Raw genomic sequence first — 15,028 nt, 5'->3', positions numbered from 1 at the left:
TGGCTGTAAAGAAATAGTTTTTTAAACTAAATTCTTTATAGCTTTTTTTTGTACTATTAATTTATTTTACAAAATAATAGAATAATGTTTATAAAAATGGGAATAATTTTTTAAGATACAAAAGGAGTTGGAAATAATTAATGATTGAATCTGATACAATAAAGTTATTACGTGAATGCGATGCAGGTATTAAAATGGGGGTTGCATCTATTGATGATGTTTTAGATTATGTACATGATAAGACATTTTTTAAATATCTTGTAAATTGTAAAGATGGACATGATAAACTTAAAGAAGAAATTCAGGTTCTTTTGGATAAATATCATGATGATGGAAAAGAACCTAATCCAATGGCAAAAGGGATGTCATGGATAAAAACAAATGTAAAATTAGTTATGGATGAATCCGATGAAACTATTGCCGATCTAATGACAGATGGATGTAACATGGGAGTAAAATCGCTTAATAAGTATTTGAATCAATATAAAGCTGCTGATGAAATAAGTAAGGATATTACAAAGCGATTAATAAATCTTGAAGAAAAACTTGTTATTGATATTAGATGCTTTTTATAAGTATAAAATAAAACAACCATTGAAATTCTAAGGAATATCGATGGTTATTTTTTGTTTTTTTAATTTAATAAATAGATGGAAAAATTTAAGTATCCCGCAAAAGTTACCCATAATAAATATGGGATCATCAAATATCCAGCAGGTTTTGATATTTGATAAAATAAAATAGTTGTTTTAAAAATCAACAACCATAATAAAACAAGCCAAATAAACGCAAATAAATATAATTCTAAATTGAAAAAGATAATCGACCAAAAGAAATTAAATATAAGTTGAATTCCATATACAGTTAAAGCAGTTTTATTTGGTTTTTTAGATATAAATACTAGATATGATGCAATTCCCATGAGAATATATAGAATCGTCCAAACCACTGGAAACAGCCAACTTGGTGGAGCTAAAAACGGTTTATTAATTAAATCAAAAGTTTCCATATTATTTCGTGTTAGAAGTGCAGATATAATCCCGATTGCAAGTGGTATAATAAGACATGTAACTAAAGTTTTCCATTGAATTTTCAAAAAATCCCCCCTTACTATCATTATGATTTAATAATATTTTTTATTCTAACTAATGAAATTTAAATATAAAGTAGTTTAAAAGATACATAATAATTTTTCTTAGAAGAGATATCGAAAATAATAAAATTTTTGTTAAATTAATTGTTATATTATAAATATTTTGTAGTATGTTGTTTTAATCACATTTTAGAAATCAAATTTTAATTGGTTTTCTTTATTAGAAGAAACATTACGCTTAATAACTTTATCATGACTAGTTAAATAACCTAATAGCATTTCACTATTTTCATCATGACTTTTCATATTTTTAGCAACCAATTGATGATTACAGGCATAACAATATAAACAGCCATGATTACAACAACTATATGCACCAATATCGATGCTGGCTAAACAAGAACAATTAGCACGATTTTGATTAGTTTTAATATTCAAAGGATAGCCAATTAACTCTTCAATATAACTTTTCTCTAAACAACTGCCTTTTTTAATACCGTATTGTTCTAAATGATACTTTTCACTACATGTTTTAATTTCTAAATGATATTTTTTAGCAATTTTACCTAAATGATCAGCTAATAAATAAACATCATCATCATTTAATTCATTGAATTTATTAATAATATTTTTATAAATATCTAAAAAACTAATTATTACCGTATTAGTATACTTATATAAAAGCTGACACATTTTTTTAAACATTTGAAGATGAAATTTAATGGTATAACGTTCATTTAATAAAATTGGATCATAGCGCCAAATTATTCGATTTTTTCCAATTAAATTACTAAGTTCAATAAATGTTTTAATAATCTCTAACTTCAATCTTACATTTGGTTCAATGTCTTTATCATAAGGGGTAATTGTAACCATAAAAAAATACTGATAACCCATTTGTTCAATTTCTTTTAAATACGGTATAATTGCTTTTGGATCTTTAGTACAAAAAGCAATACAATCAACCACATCTTGATTAATTTCAACATAACTTACTTGTTGACTATTATACGGATTTCTAACTAACACATATCCAGCTTTTAAACGATTAATAAACCATTTTGGATATAATGCACATATATCACTTCTTCCAGAAACTTGTAAAATCATTTACATCCCTCATTTATTAATATAGTTATTATTATAATATAAGTTATCTCTAAATATATCAAATGAAATTTAATAATATTGTAATTGTAACATTAAATATGCTATTCTTATAAAAAGAAAGGGTGATCACATGAATAAAAGACAATCACAAATTTTAGATTTACTTGCAAAAAATAAAAAGATGGAAGTTACTAAATTATCTGAATTATTAAATGTATCACAAGTAACAATTAGAAAAGATTTAGTAATTTTAGAAAATAGTGGAATTATTGTCAGAGAACATGGTTACCCGTCTTTCGAAACTATCACTACATTTCTTTAGAACTTATGTCCAATTTTAATATCAAAAATACTGATTTTTTCAGTGTTTTTGATTTTTTTTATTTATTTTTTAGGATATAATATTCATAGTGGTAGTAGTGATATATTATTTGGAGGTGTTTTCATGGCGTATTTCCTTAAAAAATCGACTCTTAAAGGACGTACTTATTTATCTATTGTCGAAAGCTTTTATTCTCATGATAAACGTGGGGCTGCCCACCGTACTTATAAATCTCTTGCTTCTGTTGAAACATGGAAAGCTAAAGGTATCGATGATCCTATTGCTTATTTTCAAAAGCAGGTAGATGAACTCAATAACTCTCGTAAAAATGAGGATGTACCTAAAATCTCTAATGTCTCTCCTGAACTTTATCTTGGGTATTTCCCTTTTGTTTCACTTTTGAATCAAATGAATATTCAAAAAAATGTTAATTATTTTCATTTAGGTCATCAATTTCAATATGACCTTTATGAAATTTTATCATCTCTTATCTATGCTCGCCTGGTTTGCCCTTGCAGTAAATATAAGACCTTTCATGAAGTTCTTCCTCTACTTAAAGACCCTATTCATTACTCATATGATCAATTATTAGATGCTCTTGAATTTATTGGTAATGATTATCATAAGTTCATTGAAATATTCAATGAACAACTTAAATCTCTATATAAAATCAATACCGATAAAACATATTTTGACTGCACAAATTTCTATTTTGAAATTGATAAAGAAGATGATTTTAGACGTAAAGGTCCTAGTAAAGAAAACAGAAAAGATCCAATTGTAGGAATGGGTTTATTACTTGATGCCAATCAAATACCTATTGGTATGAAGCTCTATCCAGGTAATGAAAGTGAAAAACCAATATTACGTGATATCATCAATGATTTAAAAAAGAAAAACCACATAGATGGTAAAACCATCCATGTGGCAGATAAAGGATTAAACTGTGCTCAAAACATTGCTTTTTCTAAAGAAAACGGAGATGGATATCTCTTTTCTAAATCAATAAAGGGATTACCAGAAAAAGAAAAAATATGGGTTTTGCTTGATAATGATGACTGGCAAGAAGTTAGAAGTAATAATGGGACATTATTATACAAATATAAATCATGTATTGATAAATTCCCTTATACAATTGAAGTAGACGGCAAAAAGAAAACTGTCTCTTTAACCGAAAAAAGACTCTTAACGTATAATCCAAAATTAGCTTCTAAGAAAAAATATGAGATTAATAAACAAATCGAAAAAGCAAAAGCTTTATGTTATTCTCAAGCTAAACGTACGGAATATGGAGACTTAGGCAAATATGTCCAATTCGTAGATGATGAAGGAGAAAAGGCAAAAGCAACGATTAATCATTCGATAATAGAAAAAGAGCTTCAATTTGCGGGATACAATTTGTTGGTTACATCAGAAATAAAAATGGAGGATCAAGATATATATAATACTTATCATAATTTATGGAGAATAGAAGAATCCTTTAAAATAATGAAAAGCGACTTAGATGCAAGACCAGTATTTTTACAAAAAGAAAATACAATTAAAGGACACTTCTTAATCTGTTACCTCTCTATCTTATTGGAAAGAATATTACAATTTAAAATATTAGACAACAAATATAGTACTTCAGATATTATAAAATTCATAAGAAGCTTTAGAGCCGTAAAAGGTGAAAATAAGTATATCAACATCACTTCATCAAGTAACTTTATAAAAGATTTTGAAAATATAACAAACTTACCTTTAACAAATTATTACCTTACAGAAAGACAAATCAAACAAATATTTAATTACAAAATATAAAAAAATAGCAGGAAATCTCAAATTGATTTTCTGCTGTTTTTTTAAACTATCACTATGTTTTAATGTTGGATACCAAAGTCAGGTAATATAAGTTATCTCTAAATATATCAAATGAAATTTAATAATATTGTAATTGTAACATTAAATATGCTATTCTTATAAAAAGAAAGGGTGATCACATGAATAAAAGACAATCACAAATTTTAGATTTACTTGCAAAAAATAAAAAGATGGAAGTTACTAAATTATCTGAATTATTAAATGTATCACAAGTAACAATTAGAAAAGATTTAGTAATTTTAGAAAATAGTGGAATTATTGTCAGAGAACATGGTTATGCTAAATTAAATGAGAGTGATGATATTAATAATCGTTTAGCTCGTCACTATGAAACAAAACAGAAAATTGCTAAATTGGCTGTAGAAAGTATTGAAAATGGTGAAACAGTTATGATTGAATCTGGTTCTTGTTGTGCATTAGTTGCTATGGAAATTGCAAGAAGTAAAAAAGATGTAACTTTAATTACTAATTCAGCATTTATTGCTGATTATATTAGAAAAATTGGTAGTGTGAAAGTTATTTTGCTTGGTGGAGAGTATCAAAATGAATCACAAGTAATGGTTGGCCCTTTGACTAGAAAATGTGTTGAAGCATTTTTTGTGGATAAATTATTTATAGGTACAGATGGATTTACAATTGAAACGGGATTTACTGGTAATGATTATATGCGCAGTGAAGCAGTAAAAGATATGGCTAAACAAGCGTCACAAGTTATGATTGTAACTGATTCAGACAAGTTTAGCCAAAAGGGTGTTGTTAATTTAATTGAAATTGAAAAAGTTGCTTGTGTTTATACAGATGATAAGATTCCTAGTATAATTGAAGATTATTTGAATAAATGCAATATTAAGGTAATTAAAGCTGAATAATGAATTTAAAAAAAACAATCGATTCCTTTATCTAAGAAGATTTTTTGATATGCTTTTAAATCTTCTGGGTAAAGGGCTTTTTTATTTTTTAAAGCATATTCTTTTTGTAAAAGCTCGTATTTTTTTTCACCAAATTGATGGAAAGGCAATAACTGAACTTTTTTTGCTTTAACTTTAATTAAAAGCTCACTAAGATTAATAGCATCATTTAAAGAGTCATTAAAATCAGGAATAACAGGAATTCTTGGTAATAGCGTTAATCCGTGATCAATGGCCCATGTTAAATTATCAATAATTAATTCATTATGTACTTTGGTACCTTCATAGTGCTTATTTGTATCATAATGCTTAACATCAAATAATAATAAATCAAACATTACAGCTAATTCCCTAAAAATATCACTTTGAATATAACCTGTAGTTTCAATGGCAACATGTAAATTATGTTTCTTTAATTTAGTTACTAGTTCTTTTAAAAATTTTGGTTGAGCCATCCCTTCACCACCAGAAATGGTAACCCCACCACCAGATTCTTCATAAAAATCTTGATCTTGTAAACAAATATCAACAATTTCATCAATTTCCTGGTATTTACCTTCATGTGATAAAGCATTATTAAAACAACTAGATACACATTGTAAACAGCCGACACATTTATCAAAATCAATTTTAATTTGATTATCAATCAATGAAATTGCATGGTATTTACATGTATTGATACATGTAAGACAATGATGGCATTTATGTTTATCATATAAAATCTGTACTTTTTCTAACTGTGATTCTGGATTAGAACACCAAGCACATTTTAAAGGACAACCTTTAAAAAATAAGGTTGTTCTAATTCCCGGACCATCATGAATACTAAATTTTTGGATATTAAAGATGATTCCTTTATTCATATTATCGCTCCTTTGTTTACATCATAACATGATGATTATCAAAAGTAAAATAATAATTTCATTTGAAATAGTTGTTATTTATATATGAAATATATTGACTTTAAATTAAAAAAATATATAATTTAATTAGATAATGAAAGTAATATTACTTTCAAATGAAATAAAAAGAAGAGGAGAAGTCATATGAATAATCAAGCGCATTTTGGAACATTAACACCAAGAATGAATGAATTTAGAGAAAAACTTTTGGATAAAAAACCCTATATTTGTGCTCAAAGAGCATTGCTTGCAACAGAGGCTTATCAAGAAAATCAAAATCAACCAGTAGTTATGAAACGAGCTTTGATGTTAAAAAATATTTTAGAAAAAATGTCTATTTATATTGAAGATGAAACGTTGCTTGTTGGAAATCAGGCATCTTCTAATCGTGATGCTCCGATTTTTCCTGAATATACTTTAGAGTTTGTTCTTAATGAATTAGATTTATTTGAAAAACGTGATGGGGATGTTTTTTATATTAGAGAAGAAACTAAAGAAGCAATTCGTTCAATTGCACCTTTTTGGGAAAATAATAATTTAAGAAGTAAAGGTGCTGCCTTGCTTCCAGAAGAAGTAAGTGTATTTATGGAAACTGGTTTTTTTGGAATGGAAGGTAAATTAAATTCTGGTGATGCTCATCTAGCAGTTGATTATCAAGAAGTTTTAAAAAAGGGATTAATTAGTTATGAAAAACGAGTTTTAGAATTAAAGGCTAATTTGGATTTATGTATTAGTGAAAATATTGATAAATATCAGTTTTATAAAGCAGTATTAGTTGTAATTGAGGCGGTTAAAACTTATGCAAATCGTTTTTCTAAATTAGCTAAAGAGTTAGCTAATAAACATACTGGTAAACGTAAAGAAGAGTTATTAAAAATAAGTCAAATTTGTCAAAAAGTACCATATTATCCGGCTGAAACTTTTCAAGAAGCTTTACAATCTACATGGTTTATTCAACTGATTTTACAAATTGAATCAAATGGACACTCACTATCATATGGTCGCTTTGATCAATATATTTATCCATATTATCAACACGACATTGATAACGGCTTAATTACTGATGATGAAGCAGTAGAATTACTTACAAACTTATGGATTAAAACAATGACAATTAATAAAGTAAGGAGTCAAGCTCATACCTTTAGTAGTGCTGGAAGTCCAATGTATCAAAATGTTACAATTGGTGGACAAACGCCTGATAAAAAAGATGCAACAAATAAATTATCATATTTAGTGTTAAAATCAGTTGCGCAAACAAGATTACCACAACCAAATCTAACTGTTCGATATCACCGTAACATGCCTAAAGCTTTTTTAGATGAAGCAATTGAGGTAATGAAATTAGGAACTGGTATGCCAGCATTTAATTCAGATGAAGTTATTATTCCTTCATTTATTGAAAAAGGTGTTAAAGAAGAAGATGCTTATAATTATTCTGCAATTGGTTGTGTTGAAACTGCTGTTCCTGGTAAATGGGGATATCGTTGTACAGGAATGAGTTATATGAATTTCCCAAGAATTTTATTAATTGTAATGAATGATGGTATTGATCTTACTTCTAATAAACGTTTTGTTGAAGGTTGTGGACATTTTAAAGAGATGAAATCTTTTGATGAATTAATGAATGCAATTAATATGACGATTAGAAAATTAACAAGAATGAGTGTAATTGTAGAAAATGCTATTGACTTAGCATTAGAAAGAGATGTACCGGATATTTTATGTTCAGCTCTTGTTCAAGATTGTATTGGTAGAGGTAAAACGCTTAAAGAAGGTGGAGCAATTTATGACTTTATTTCTGGTTTACAAGTAGGAATCGCCAATATGGCTGATAGTTTAGCGGCGATAAAAAAATTAGTATTTGAAGAAAAGAAAATTACTCCTGAACAATTATATAATGCACTAGAAGATAATTTTACTAGTGAAGAAAATCAAAAAATTCAACAAATGTTAATTAATGATGCCCCAAAATATGGTAATGATGATGATTATGTTGATAATTTAGTTGTTGAAGTATATAACGTTTATATTGATGAAATGAAAAAATATCCAAATACACGTTATAATAGAGGACCAATTGGTGGGATTCGTTATGCTGGTACTTCAAGTATTTCAGCAAACGTAGGACAAGGTTTTTCAACTATGGCAACACCTGATGGACGTAAGGCTCGTAGCCCTCTTGCTGAAGGATGTTCACCGGCTCATTCAATGGATAAAAATGGACCAACTGCAGTATTTAAATCTGTTTCTAAATTACCAACTCATGAAATTACTGGTGGTGTATTATTGAATCAAAAAGTTACGCCACAATTACTTGCAAATGATGAAAATAAGGAAAAATTGGAAATGTTAATTAAAACATTTTTCAATCGTCTTGATGGCTATCATGTTCAATATAATGTAGTTTCAAGAGAAACATTAATTGATGCTCAAAAGCATCCTGAAAAACATAAAGATTTAATTGTAAGGGTGGCAGGATATTCAGCATTCTTTAATGTTTTATCAAAAGCTACTCAAGATGATATTATTGAAAGAACAGAACAGACATTATAAAAGGAGAAATACAATGGAATTTATAATTGATACAGTAAATTTAGAAGAAATCAAAGAAGCAGTTGAATACTTACCGATTGTTGGAGTAACCAGCAATCCATCAATTGTTAAAAAAACTAATCCTCAAGATTTCTTTAAACATATGAAAGAAATCAGAAAAATCATCGGTCAAGAAAGAAGCTTACATATTCAAGTAATTTCTACAGACTGTGATACAATTATTAAAGAAGCGCATCGTATCTTAAAAGAAGTAGATGATAAAGTATATATCAAAGTACCGGTATCATATGAAGGAATCAAAGCTATCAAGCTTTTAAAAGCAGAAGGAATCAATGTTACGGCAACTGCAGTGTATGATTTGATGCAGGCATATATGGCTTTAGAGGCAAAGGCGGATTATATTGCGCCATATGTAAATCGAATTGGAAACTTAGGAGCCGATCCATTTGAATTAATTGCTGAATTATCAAATCGAATTATGATGGATGGCTATGAAAGTAAAATAGTGGCAGCATCATTTAAAGGAGTGCAACAAGTAAAAGATGCCTTAAATAATGGAGCTCAGGCAGTAACAGTACCAGTAGAAGTATTGAAACAGATATTTGCTAATCCAAATATAGAAAAAGCTGTAAATGATTTTAATCAAGACTGGTATGCAATGTATGGTGATAATATTGGAATCTGTGATTTAAAAGACTAAAAACGCACTTATGTGCGTTTTTGCATTATGATTAGAAATTATTTGAATATTGATGTATTATTAAGATATTAAGAATTGTTGGAAAGGAAAAAAAGAAATGGGGAAAATTGTATTTAGTGATATAGATGGTACTTTATTAAATTCTAAACATGAAATTACATCATTAACATTGATAGCTATAAAAAAGTTGAAAGAACAAAAAATTCCTTTTGTTATAACATCTTCTCGAAGTCCTTCTTGCATTTATCCAATTTTAGATGAATATCAATTCAATGTACCTATTATTGCATATAGTGGGGCATTAATTATGGATGAAAATAGAGACATTGGTACTATGTCAAGATTTTGGACTACATAAATGTAAGAAATTTAATTAATTGATACTAATTAAATAATCATGCTCATATTCATTAGGTGATTTATAATCACAATGTGAATGTACTCTTATTGTATTATAAAATCCTTCTATGTATTCAAATACCAGCTTATATGCATGATTATAATTTATAATCTTAAATCTGTTCAGCCATTCCCTTTTTATCAATGCATGATATGATTCTATACACGCATTATCCCACGGTGTTCCTTTTTGTGAATAGCTTCTTTTCATCTGCTTAGTTAATCTTTTGTATTTCTTCGATGTATAGTGCACTCCGCAATCTGCATGGATTACTATTGGTTTTGCGCTTTTTCTTCTTTTTTTAGCTGTTTCCAGACATTTTAATACTTCATCTACTTCTAATGTTTTGCTTAATGTCCATGCTATTATTTTTCTTGAATAGAGATCCATTATACTGGTTAAATATACAAATTCTTCATCTGCTGTCCAGATATATGTTATATCAGTACACCATGCGATTTGGTGCTTTTGGATTAAAATCTCGGTTTAGAATATTTTTTAGTTTATTTGAAAAATCACAGTCTTTTGTTGTTATTGTATATGGTTTGATATAATGAGCTTTAATATTGTTTTCCCTCATTATGTTTCCTACATATTTTTCACTTATTTTTTCTCCCTCTTTTTTTAGTATTTCAGTTATTTTAGGAGCTCCATATATTTCTTTTGAATCCTTATAGATCTTCTTGATTCTTTCTGTGATTCTAGCTTTTCTGATTTTTCGTTTACATGGTTTTCTTTTCAAATATTCATAATATCCTGATTTACTCAGTTGTAATTTTTTTAGCATACCGGTAACTGAAGTCTGTTTATCTTTTTTAGATTTTTCTTTTATCCTTTTATAAAGATCCTGCTTAGTTAATTGCCCAGTATGCCAATAGCCTTTTTTAGGACTTCTAAAGCATCCTGTGTATCTTTCAGTTCTTTTTTAATCTGGCAATTTCTTTAGCTTCATCACTTGAATAATTACCGCTTCCTCTTGAATTAATTACGCCGTCATTACTACTGGCATCTTTAAGCCATTTATGAACAGTGCTATCAGCAATACCAAACTGTTTAGCTATAGCTACTTTAGATTCATCAGGATGTTCTAAAACATATTGAACAACTCCCTGTTTAAATTCATCTGTAAATGTTGGTTTAGTCATCATCATATACCCCTTTTCTATTTTTGATTTAAGCTTATGACATTGTATCATATACTAGCTAGTTCTTCCATTTAACTGGTACAGTTTTTATTCTAGCATCAACATTCTTTTTCATAAAGGAATTGATAAAGCAAAAATAAGAGAAATTATAATGTTTATTGAAGAAAATAATTTTGATTTAGCTTGGGGAATTTATTCTTTTGATCAATGGATTGTAAAAGATAAAAGTGATAAACGTATAATAAGAGAAGAAAATATTGTAAAAGTACAGGCAATACAAGGAAATCTTGATACAATAGATAAAGATGAAGTTCATAAAATTCTTTGTATATGTAATCCAAATCAAATTTTGCAAATTGAACAAAAACTGAAAGAAACTTTTTTAGATTGTTCTATTGTAAAATCATCTGACATTTTATTAGAAATTATGGCTGATGGAATTTCTAAAGCGACAGCAGTTAAGAGGTTGTGTAAGCAATGGGATATTGCGCTTGATGATACAATTGCATTTGGTGATAATTATAATGATGCAAAAATGTTAAAGATGGTTCATTATGGTTATCTTATGGATAATGCTCCTGAAAAATTGAAAGAGGAAATTAGTTTGCATACGCTTGATAATGATCATGATGGAATCTATGATGCACTTTTAAAACAAAATATCATATTAAAATAAATACCGTGCTGAAATCACGGTATTATTAATATATTTATATTTTTTTAGGTTGATAACGCATATTTGATACTGTATAAATTGTTACGAAAGCTTCAGGATCTTCGTGATTTAAATAATTCATTAGTTTTTGATATTCATCATTATCAACAATTGTTATAATTTCATTTCTTTTTTCTAAGTTATAAGCACCAATAGCTTGGTAGATCGTTGCTCCACTATGTAAAGTATTAATAATAAAATCACGAAGTTCATTTTCTTTTTTACTAATAATACAAACTCTTCTTTTAATATTTTGCCCAAAAATAAAATGATCTAAGACAATTCCATTAAAGTATGTTCCTAAAACACTTAAAACAACAGCTTTTTCATCATAAATTAATGCTGACATTAAAGCTATACACATTCCTGATAAAAACATTGCTTTGCCTAAATCAATATATAAATACTTATTCATAATTTTAGCAACAATATCCAAACCACCTGATGAGGCATTACGATTAAATAAAATTGCAAGACCAATACTAACTAATAAAACATAACAAATAACATCAAGTTCTTGACTATTAGTAATAGAATGATAATTAGGTAAAATGGTTTCATATATCCCAATAAATATTGGTAAAAGAATACTCGTATAAAATGTTTTAATCCCAAATTCTTTACCACATAAAATAAATCCAATAATTAATAAAACAATATTTAAAATCATTGTAATCATTGATAATGATAAAGGAATATAGTGGCTGATAATGATAGCTAATCCAGAAATACTGCTAATTGAAGTTTGACTGGGAACTAAAAACAAGTATACAGCTGAAGCAATAATCGCAATTGCAATTGTAAGAATTGTCGTTTCTTTAATTAATTCATAATAATTTATTTTTTGTTTATTCATTACTTTTCTTCCTTTTTAAAAAATTCTATAATAGTATAACATATTAGAAATAAAAATGCCTAGAATTTGTAGATCTAGGCATTTTTATAGGATGTAATTACCTTTTTTGTATTTAAATTAGCTAAGTTTATAATTGATTGCAAACGGGATTAATCAAAATATATAAAACCAAGGTAGAATAAGGTTTTTAGTTAATTATATTTGGATAACTTTATTTTTTCTAAATATACCATCTTAAGCAAAAAAAGGTGTAACATTTAAAGATAAAAAATTTTTATTTGTTACAGCCTTTTTTGTCGTGGAACATAGAGTTCTGCGAAAATTATTTTATCATATATATTTATATTTTCAAGTAAATTTGTCAGTTTATTAACAAAGATGTTCTTTTTATTTTTTTGTTGTAATAATCGCTACTTTTATTGAAAATTAAATAAATTTTTAATAAAGAAAGGAATATGAATTATGCAACAAAAAAAATTTAATGAGGTAGCAAAAGAATGGTTAATAATTAAAAAATTTTCAATTAAATATTCTACATATACAAAATATGAAACAATTATTACAAACCATTTAAATAAACAATTTAACAACATGAATATTAATGAAATCAGTGAAAAAATAGTTATTTCCTATTTCAATGATTTATTAAATAATAAAATTTATGCAACTAGTACAATTAAAACATTACGTTATGTTTTAAAAGCAATATTAGATTACGCTCAAAAAAAATATAATTTTAATAATAATAGCTTTCAATACATTAAACTAAAAAAATCAAAACCAGTAATTAAGATTTTAACCTTAAAACAAAAAAAACAATTAGAACAATATTGTTTTAATCATCAAAAAAACTATACACTTGTAATTATTTTGTCATTATATGGAGGCTTTCGTTTAGGTGAAGTCGCTGGTTTAAAATGGTGTGATGTTGATTTTGAAAATCACTGTATTAGTATTAATCGTACGATTGAAAGATTAAAAACAACTAATTCTAATTCTAAAACAACATTAATGGCATTGGACCCAAAAACTCATACTTCTAAACGAATTGTTCCAATGCCTGAATTCATTATTGACTTTTTAATAAAATATTACAAAAAACAATCTAATCCTAAAAAACAAAACTATATCTATACTAATTCAATAAAAATACCAGACCCTCGTAACATTCAATATCATTTTCATAAAATATGTAACACATTAGAATTCAAATGCAATTATCATACTTTAAGACATACTTATGCTACCAATTGCGTTATGAATGATATCGATATTAAATCATTATCAGAAATGCTTGGTCATTCTAATGTTTCAATTACATTAGAACTTTATGTTCATTCATCATTGGAATTTAAGAAATCTCAAATTAATAAACTTAAAACCCCTTCTTATGTCGCAGAACTCTATGTTCTGTGAAAAAGAAGAAATGAGGGATAAAAATGTATTGGTATATTGCTCATGTAAAAGCTGGTCAAGCTAGCAAGTTAGTTGGCTCGCTTAATAAACAAGAGGATATTGAAGCATTTGTTCCCAAAAAAGAGCAGTGGTATAGAGCTAGAGATAAAAGAACATATGTTATTAAAGAGCTATATCCCGATTATGTTTTTATTAAAAGTAAACTTAATAAAGATAAATTCGATGAAAAGTTCAAAGTTTTCTTTAGAACAATTGAAGGGTTAATCGAATTACTTGATTATAAAGATGTATATCCTTTAACACTTGATGAACAAAGTTTTTTAGAAAGATTATTCGATGGTGGTTATGTTATTAAGCATACATTAGGTAATATAATCAATTCACGTTTTAATGCAATTAAAGGACCATTAATTGGATTAGAAGATAGAATTATTAAATTGAATCGACATGATCGTTTTGTAACATTAGATTGTAAGATCTTTAATGGTAAATTTAATGTTGCAATTGAGATGGTAGATTAATGAATTGGTATGTATTATATACGTTGAGTCATCGGACTCAACGTATTCTTGGAAACTTGAATAAAAAGAAAGAATTAGAAGCATTTATTCCAAGTTATGAAGTATGTCATCGTTATACTAAAGAAATAACAATTAAACCTATGTTTAATAATTATATTTTTATAAAAACAATGTTGAATCAAGAAGAATTTAATACTTTATTATTCAATATGAAAGAAGATAATAATGGATTAATCAGACAACTTAAAAATGCTGATACTTCAGCATTAACAAAAAAAGAAATTGAATTCTTTAATTTAGTTTTAGATAGTAAACATGTTGTTAGATTATCACATGGTTATCAGGAAAATGGCATTACTAGGGTAATAAGTGGACCATTAGTAGCTTATGAAAATCATATTGTAAAAGTTGATAAACATAATTGTTGTGCTTTTTTAGACCTAATCTTTTTTGACCGAAGAATTAAATTAGGTATAGACATTTTAGGCAAGAAATAGTTGAAGCGCTTGGTAATCCGCCTT

General features: G+C 27.1%; 18 protein-coding genes. 11 read left to right on the top strand and 7 right to left on the bottom strand.

All coding sequences use genetic code 11. The features are described 5' to 3' along the window. Positions 1-140: 140 nt before the first annotated feature. On the top strand, positions 141-575 hold the full coding sequence (locus NQ543_RS08150; protein ID WP_004608784.1) for a hypothetical protein: 435 nt from the start codon (positions 141-143) through the stop codon (positions 573-575). Positions 576-634: 59 nt separating this feature from the next. Here NQ543_RS08150 and NQ543_RS08145 read toward each other — a convergent pair whose 3' ends face one another. Both NQ543_RS08145 and NQ543_RS08140 read right to left on the bottom strand, forming a co-directional pair. Further along, entirely contained in the window at positions 635-1,096 is a 462-nt protein-coding gene (locus NQ543_RS08145; protein WP_039903450.1) for a TspO/MBR family protein, read from the bottom strand. A gap of 186 nt (positions 1,097-1,282) precedes the next feature. After that, positions 1,283-2,203: a DUF1848 domain-containing protein gene (locus NQ543_RS08140; RefSeq protein ID WP_004608782.1), complete on the bottom strand. Its 921-nt coding sequence runs from the start codon at positions 2,201-2,203 to the stop codon at positions 1,283-1,285. Positions 2,204-2,333: 130 nt separating this feature from the next. On the opposite strand from NQ543_RS08140, the gene NQ543_RS08135 reads away from it, so the two are divergent. The 3 genes from NQ543_RS08135 to NQ543_RS08125 all read left to right on the top strand — a co-directional run bounded on the left by NQ543_RS08135 (position 2,334) and on the right by NQ543_RS08125 (position 5,257). Further along, on the top strand, positions 2,334-2,525 hold the full coding sequence (locus NQ543_RS08135) for a DeoR family transcriptional regulator (protein WP_004608781.1): 192 nt from the start codon (positions 2,334-2,336) through the stop codon (positions 2,523-2,525). 123 nt (positions 2,526-2,648) lie between these two features. After that, the gene (locus tag NQ543_RS08130; protein WP_148344880.1) at positions 2,649-4,328 is read left to right on the top strand and encodes an IS1634 family transposase; all 1,680 of its coding nucleotides are present in this window, start codon (positions 2,649-2,651) and stop codon (positions 4,326-4,328) included. A gap of 179 nt (positions 4,329-4,507) precedes the next feature. Next, positions 4,508-5,257, top strand: a complete 750-nt coding sequence (locus tag NQ543_RS08125) for a DeoR/GlpR family DNA-binding transcription regulator (protein WP_004608779.1) — start codon at positions 4,508-4,510, stop codon at positions 5,255-5,257. A gap of 5 nt (positions 5,258-5,262) precedes the next feature. Here the strand turns inward: NQ543_RS08125 and NQ543_RS08120 are convergent, their stop codons facing one another. Further along, entirely contained in the window at positions 5,263-6,159 is an 897-nt protein-coding gene (locus NQ543_RS08120; protein ID WP_004608778.1) for a glycyl-radical enzyme activating protein, read from the bottom strand. A gap of 183 nt (positions 6,160-6,342) precedes the next feature. On the opposite strand from NQ543_RS08120, the gene NQ543_RS08115 reads away from it, so the two are divergent. The 3 genes from NQ543_RS08115 (at position 6,343) to NQ543_RS08105 (ending at position 9,812) form a co-directional block, all read left to right on the top strand. Next, the gene (locus NQ543_RS08115; RefSeq protein WP_004608777.1) at positions 6,343-8,754 is read left to right on the top strand and encodes a glycyl radical protein; all 2,412 of its coding nucleotides are present in this window, start codon (positions 6,343-6,345) and stop codon (positions 8,752-8,754) included. Between the two features lie 13 nt (positions 8,755-8,767). Next, positions 8,768-9,454 carry a fructose-6-phosphate aldolase gene (locus NQ543_RS08110; RefSeq protein ID WP_039903442.1) on the top strand — a complete coding sequence of 229 codons (687 nt, stop codon included), beginning with the start codon at positions 8,768-8,770 and terminating at the stop codon, positions 9,452-9,454. A gap of 97 nt (positions 9,455-9,551) precedes the next feature. After that, the gene (locus NQ543_RS08105) at positions 9,552-9,812 is read left to right on the top strand and encodes an HAD family hydrolase (protein ID WP_004608775.1); all 261 of its coding nucleotides are present in this window, start codon (positions 9,552-9,554) and stop codon (positions 9,810-9,812) included. Positions 9,813-9,827: 15 nt separating this feature from the next. Here the strand turns inward: NQ543_RS08105 and NQ543_RS08100 are convergent, their stop codons facing one another. The 3 genes from NQ543_RS08100 to NQ543_RS08090 form a co-directional block, all read right to left on the bottom strand. Continuing rightward, positions 9,828-10,286: a DDE-type integrase/transposase/recombinase gene (locus NQ543_RS08100; RefSeq protein WP_230197276.1), complete on the bottom strand. Its 459-nt coding sequence runs from the start codon at positions 10,284-10,286 to the stop codon at positions 9,828-9,830. A 10-nt stretch (positions 10,287-10,296) separates the two neighbouring features. Beyond that, positions 10,297-10,641 (bottom strand): IS3 family transposase, encoded by a 345-nt coding sequence (locus tag NQ543_RS08095; RefSeq protein ID WP_004608773.1) that lies wholly within the window; start codon positions 10,639-10,641, stop codon positions 10,297-10,299. A 127-nt stretch (positions 10,642-10,768) separates the two neighbouring features. Next, the gene (locus tag NQ543_RS08090) at positions 10,769-11,050 is read right to left on the bottom strand and encodes a transposase (protein WP_004608772.1); all 282 of its coding nucleotides are present in this window, start codon (positions 11,048-11,050) and stop codon (positions 10,769-10,771) included. Between the two features lie 46 nt (positions 11,051-11,096). On the opposite strand from NQ543_RS08090, the gene NQ543_RS08085 reads away from it, so the two are divergent. Beyond that, the gene (locus NQ543_RS08085) at positions 11,097-11,675 is read left to right on the top strand and encodes an HAD-IIB family hydrolase (RefSeq protein ID WP_083784262.1); all 579 of its coding nucleotides are present in this window, start codon (positions 11,097-11,099) and stop codon (positions 11,673-11,675) included. Between the two features lie 34 nt (positions 11,676-11,709). Here NQ543_RS08085 and NQ543_RS08080 read toward each other — a convergent pair whose 3' ends face one another. Then, positions 11,710-12,570, bottom strand: coding sequence for a YitT family protein (locus tag NQ543_RS08080; protein ID WP_004608770.1), 861 nt, complete (start codon positions 12,568-12,570; stop codon positions 11,710-11,712). A gap of 462 nt (positions 12,571-13,032) precedes the next feature. Here NQ543_RS08080 and NQ543_RS08075 point away from each other — a divergent pair, with 462 nt between their 5' ends. From NQ543_RS08075 to NQ543_RS08065, 3 genes are read left to right on the top strand one after another with little or no spacing between them, the layout of a single operon-like run. Continuing rightward, positions 13,033-13,986, top strand: coding sequence for a tyrosine-type recombinase/integrase (locus NQ543_RS08075; protein WP_004608769.1), 954 nt, complete (start codon positions 13,033-13,035; stop codon positions 13,984-13,986). A gap of 23 nt (positions 13,987-14,009) precedes the next feature. After that, positions 14,010-14,507: a transcription termination/antitermination NusG family protein gene (locus tag NQ543_RS08070; protein WP_004608768.1), complete on the top strand. Its 498-nt coding sequence runs from the start codon at positions 14,010-14,012 to the stop codon at positions 14,505-14,507. Beyond that, positions 14,507-15,004 carry a transcription termination/antitermination NusG family protein gene (locus NQ543_RS08065; RefSeq protein ID WP_004608767.1) on the top strand — a complete coding sequence of 166 codons (498 nt, stop codon included), beginning with the start codon at positions 14,507-14,509 and terminating at the stop codon, positions 15,002-15,004. Before NQ543_RS08070 ends, NQ543_RS08065 begins: the two co-directional genes overlap by 1 nt. Positions 15,005-15,028 lie beyond the last annotated feature (24 nt).

This window comes from Thomasclavelia spiroformis DSM 1552 (genome assembly GCF_025149465.1).
Taxonomy (GTDB): domain Bacteria; phylum Bacillota_I; class Bacilli_A; order Erysipelotrichales; family Coprobacillaceae; genus Thomasclavelia; species Thomasclavelia spiroformis.
The sequence above is the reverse complement of the archived record's forward strand: the minus strand, read 5'-3'. Positions and strand labels throughout refer to the sequence as shown.